Genomic DNA, 4566 nt, shown 5'->3' on the forward strand with positions numbered 1-4566 from the left:
CTGTCGCACCAGGAGAAGCTTTCCGGCAACCAGGCGCTGTCGCTCTATGCGATCTCGGCCCTTGTGGTGTTCCTTTGCCTGGCAGCACTCTATGAGAGCTGGTCGATCCCGTTCGCGGTCATGCTGTCGGTGCCGATCGGCATCTTCGGCGCGCTGCTGGCGGCAAGCCTGTTCGGCCAGTCCAACGACGTCTATTTCAAGGTCGGCCTGCTGACCACGATCGGTCTCGCGGCCAAGAATGCCATCCTCATCGTCGAGTTCGCCATCGAGCGGCAGACCGCCGGGATGGGGCTCGTCGAGGCGACGCTGGAGGCAGCACGACAGCGGCTGCGGCCGATCCTGATGACGTCGCTGGCCTTCATCCTCGGCGTGTTGCCGCTGGCGATTGCCAGCGGTGCGGGCTCGGGTGCGCAGAACTCCGTCGGCATCGGCGTGATGGGCGGGATGATCGCAGCGACGGTGATCGGTGTCTTCCTGGTGCCGCTGCTGTTCGTCACCGTGCGGCGCATCTTCAAGGGCAGGGCGGCCAAACCAGATACGGGCGAGACGCCGGTGACGGCCAACCAGCAATAAGGACAACTTCACATGACAGGTTTGGAACGTGGCTCGGTGGCCGCGAGGCGGCTTCTTGCGCCTATGATTACCGCTGTCCTGCTCGCGGGATGCGTCGTCGGTCCGGATTATCAGACGCCCATATTGGCGATGCCAGCAAGCTGGAGCGGCCACAAGCCGACAAAGCCTGCCCAGCCGGCGCAACTGTCAAAATGGTGGCAGCGGCTGCGCGATCCCGAGCTGAACACGCTTGTCGAGGAAGCGGTTGCCGGCAATCTCGATGTCGCCACCGCCAAGGCAAAAATCCGCGAGGCGCGCGCCAGCTACCGCCAGAGTGCCGGCACGTTGCTGCCGTCGGTCGACGGCTCCGGCTCGGCCACCCGCAACAAGTCAGCCGAGACCACATCAGGCTCTGACGCCACCTACAGCGAGTACCAGGCCGGCTTCGATGCAAGCTGGGAACTCGACCTGTTCGGCGCCAACCGCAGAGGCGTCGAGGCCGCGCGCTACGGGCTGGACGCCTCGCAGGAGGAACTGCGCTCGACGCTTCTTACCCTGGTCGGCGATGTCGCTTCCTATTATACCCAGGCGCGCGGCTACCAGGCCCGCATCGCGCTCGCCCGGCGCTCGGCCGCGTCGCAAAGGCAGACCGCCGAACTTACCCGCACCATGGCGCAGGCGGGCACGGCGACCGCCGCCGATGTCGCCAAGGCGATGGGGCAGGCAGCGAGCACCGAAGCCGCGGTGCCGACGCTGGAGGCAAGCTATGCCCAGGCCGTGCATCGTCTCGCCGTGCTGGCCGGCCGGCCGCCTGCCTCGCTCAGCGAGGGGCGGAAGCGGGTCGCCCCGATCCCTGCACCACGCCTGCCGATGCCCACCGGAATTCCCGCCGACCTCTTGCTTTCGCGACCCGATTTGCGCATGGCGGAACGCCAATATGCGCAATACACCGCCAAGATCGGCCAGGCAGAGGCCGCCCGCTATCCCTCGGTCAGCCTGACGGGAGACATCAGCACGGCGGCGCTGAAGCTTGGCGATCTCGGCAAGAATTCGTCGATCGGCTGGTCGTTCGGGCCGACGCTCAGCGTGCCCTTGTTCAATGCCGGTCAATTGCAGGCGGCCGTCGAGGTCGCCAAGGCGCAGCGCGATCAATATTTCATCGCATACCGGTCTTCGGTGCTGACGGCGCTCGAGGATGTCGAGAACGCGCTTGTGCTGTTGTCGCAGGAGCGCATCCGGATCGGCAAGCTCGCCTCTTCGGCGAAATCCTATGGCGATGCGGCGCGGCTCGAAGGCACGCTCTACAAGGCCGGCGAGACAAGCCTTCTCGATGTGCTCGACGCCCAGCGCTCGCTCTACTCGGCCGAGGACTCGCTGCTGCAAAGCCGCGTCCTGCTGGCGACCAACTACATCGCCCTCAACAAGGCGCTCGGTGGCGGCTGGGATGGCACGGTGGACAGTGCCAAGCCTGAGATCGTCGACGTCAAGACCGGGCCAAGGCTGGCGTCGAAGCCGGCCTCGTGAGCGGTTCCCTGGGCCTCGGTCAATTTCGACGCGGCTACGCAGATTTCGAGATTGTGCGACACACCACTTGTGACGGCGCGTGAAATGCCGCCTCGTGCTTTGGCGATGGCGGGGAGATCGCATCGCTGTTATTGATGGTGATCACACAGCACAGGCGCCGCAGATGACATCCGATACACAGAAGGCCGAAGCGGTCGGGCAGCTGCTCGAAACGCCGGACCTTGCCAGCGCGCTGGAAAGCGAACAGTTCAAGAAGTTCCTCGACCAGGTACCGATCGCCATTGCCGTCTCGGATCTCGGTTCGAAGGAGCGTGTCGTCTATGCCAATCCGGAATTCGAGAAACTGTCCGGCCTCAAGGCGGCGACGCTCGCTCGGCAACACTGGGCGGCGCTTTCCGGCACCGGCCTGCACAAGCAGAAGGACCGGCCGCTGTTCGAGGTCGTGGTCGAGGACACCGATTTCATCGGCACGTTCCGGCTGGAGCGGACAGAAGACCAACCGGCGATCGTCGACGTCTATTCCAATGTCATCGAGGACGACAATGGCAAGGTCTGCTTCCGGCTGGTGGCGCTGGTCGACGTCTCGGCCCATGGCGAAACGGAGGATGCGCGATCGCTCGATGAGCGCATCCGCGAGAAGGACACGCTGCTGCGCGAACTGCAGCACCGGGTAAAGAACAATCTCCAGATGATCACCGCACTGATCCGGATGGAGACGCGCAACGCGGCCGAACCGGATCAGAAGCGTTTCGAGCGGCTGGCAGGTCGCGTCGATGCGCTGGCGATCCTCTACCAGACGCTGTCGGGGGACTATGACAAGGATGAGGTCGATCTTGGTGTCTATCTCAGCCAGATCGCGTCGGCGGTGATGAACTCGCATGCGGTCGAGGGCATCCGCCTCGACATGAAGGTCGACACCTATCCGGTGTCGATCAACGTCGCCATGCCGACCGGGCTGGTGGTGAACGAACTTTTGACCAATGCGCTCAAACATGCCTTCCAGGGGCGCAACGGCGGCACGATCACCCTGCACAGCGTGGTTGACGGCGATGGCTGCCGCATCGTGATCGCCGATGACGGCATTGGCCTGCCGGAGGGCGAGAGCTGGCCCAAGCGCGGCAAACTCGGCGCGCTGATCGCCCGCTCGCTGACCGAGAATGCCAAGGCGGAGTTCGACGTGAAGTCGAGCGCTGGCGAGGGCACTAAAGTCACCATCCTCTTCAAGCGCTCGGCTGCCACCGCCTGAAGCGTGTCGTTGCGGTCTGGCACCTACAGGATCATCTCCAGCTATTCTTGTGCGCCGCGGCAATGAACGCTCCGCGGTCCGGGAGACTCATAGGGTGCCTGCAGTCCTTGCCCTAGCGAGCAGTTGCCGCTGCCTCACGACAGGCCGGCTGGTTCGTCCTAACTCCACACCGTCAGGCGGTTTCTGCCCTGGCATCGGGGAAGGACAAAACCAAGTGACATCGACGCCGGTTGCCAGTCGCCAAGCGGCGCCCCTGCCGGTCGCAGCACTGATGGGCGCTATGGTGTCGATCCAGATCGGCGCCGCCTTCGCCAAGGGCCTGTTCCCGCAGATCGGCGCGCAAGGCACGACAACGCTGCGGCTGGTCATCGGTGCGCTGATGCTGATCGCGGTGCTGCGGCCCTGGCAGATGCGGCCCTCGCGTGCCACTCTGCCGTGGCTGGTCGCCTATGGGGTGACGCTTTGCGCGCTCAACCTCCTGTTCTACGCAGCGCTGGCCAGGATTCCGCTCGGCATCGCGGTGGCGCTGGAGTTTACCGGCCCGCTTCTGGTGGCGACCTTAAGCTCGCGGCGCGCCAGCGACTTTGCCTGGATCGCGCTGGCGGTGGCCGGCATCCTGCTGTTGTCGCCCTTCGTTCATTCCCTCGCGCCGCTTGATCCGATCGGGGTGATGCTGGCGCTGGCGGCCGGCGGCTTCTGGGCGCTTTATATCGTGCTGGCCCAGAAGGCCGGCGCGGAGCTTGGTACCCGCACCACTGCCTACGGCATGGCCATCGCCGCCGTGCTGGTGCTGCCCTTCGGTATCGCGCAGGCGGGATCCGCGCTGCTGTCGCCGTCGATCCTGGTCAGCGCGCTGCTGGTCGGCCTGTTTTCCAGCGCGTTGCCGTTCTTTCTGGAGATGGTGGCGCTGACCCGCATGCCGGCGCGCATCTACGGCACGCTGACCTGCCTGGAGCCGGGGCTGGGTGCACTGGCCGGCTTCCTGTTCCTGCACGAGAGCCTCACCACCACGCAATTGGCCGGGATCGCAGCCGTTGTTGTCGCCGCCTTCGGCACGGCGCTGACATCACGGCCGCCGGTGCCATCGCCGGAGTAGGGTGGCGCGATTCGTCGGCACTGGGTATTTTCGAGTAATCCGAAATTCAACCAGCCCAATCCACGAAATTAAGCCAATCCTTGTCCATGACGGCACTGGAATTGTCACCTGGCGCACAAGTATTTCCGGCGCTGGACAGAACGTGATC

Annotated in this window: 4 protein-coding genes; all 4 read left to right on the forward strand. The window is 64.8% G+C overall.

Annotated elements, in window-relative coordinates; translation table 11 throughout:
• Positions 1-573, forward strand: a 573-nt coding sequence (locus EN939_RS21980; RefSeq protein ID WP_206528316.1) for an efflux RND transporter permease subunit, incomplete at its 5' end; no start/stop codon positions are given.
• A gap of 12 nt (positions 574-585) precedes the next feature.
• Positions 586-2076, forward strand: coding sequence for an efflux transporter outer membrane subunit (locus EN939_RS21985; protein ID WP_127269635.1), 1491 nt, complete (start codon positions 586-588; stop codon positions 2074-2076).
• 163 nt (positions 2077-2239) lie between these two features.
• Positions 2240-3322, forward strand: a complete 1083-nt coding sequence (locus EN939_RS21990; protein WP_127269636.1) for a sensor histidine kinase — start codon at positions 2240-2242, stop codon at positions 3320-3322.
• A 214-nt stretch (positions 3323-3536) separates the two neighbouring features.
• Complete coding sequence (locus EN939_RS21995) at positions 3537-4418, forward strand: EamA family transporter (protein ID WP_127269637.1); 882 nt, start codon at positions 3537-3539, stop codon at positions 4416-4418.
• The last annotated feature ends 148 nt before the right edge of the window (positions 4419-4566 follow it).

Origin of the sequence: Mesorhizobium sp. M7A.F.Ca.CA.002.05.1.1, from assembly GCF_003998335.1 — a bacterium.
In the GTDB taxonomy this organism is placed as follows: Bacteria; Pseudomonadota; Alphaproteobacteria; order Rhizobiales; family Rhizobiaceae; genus Mesorhizobium.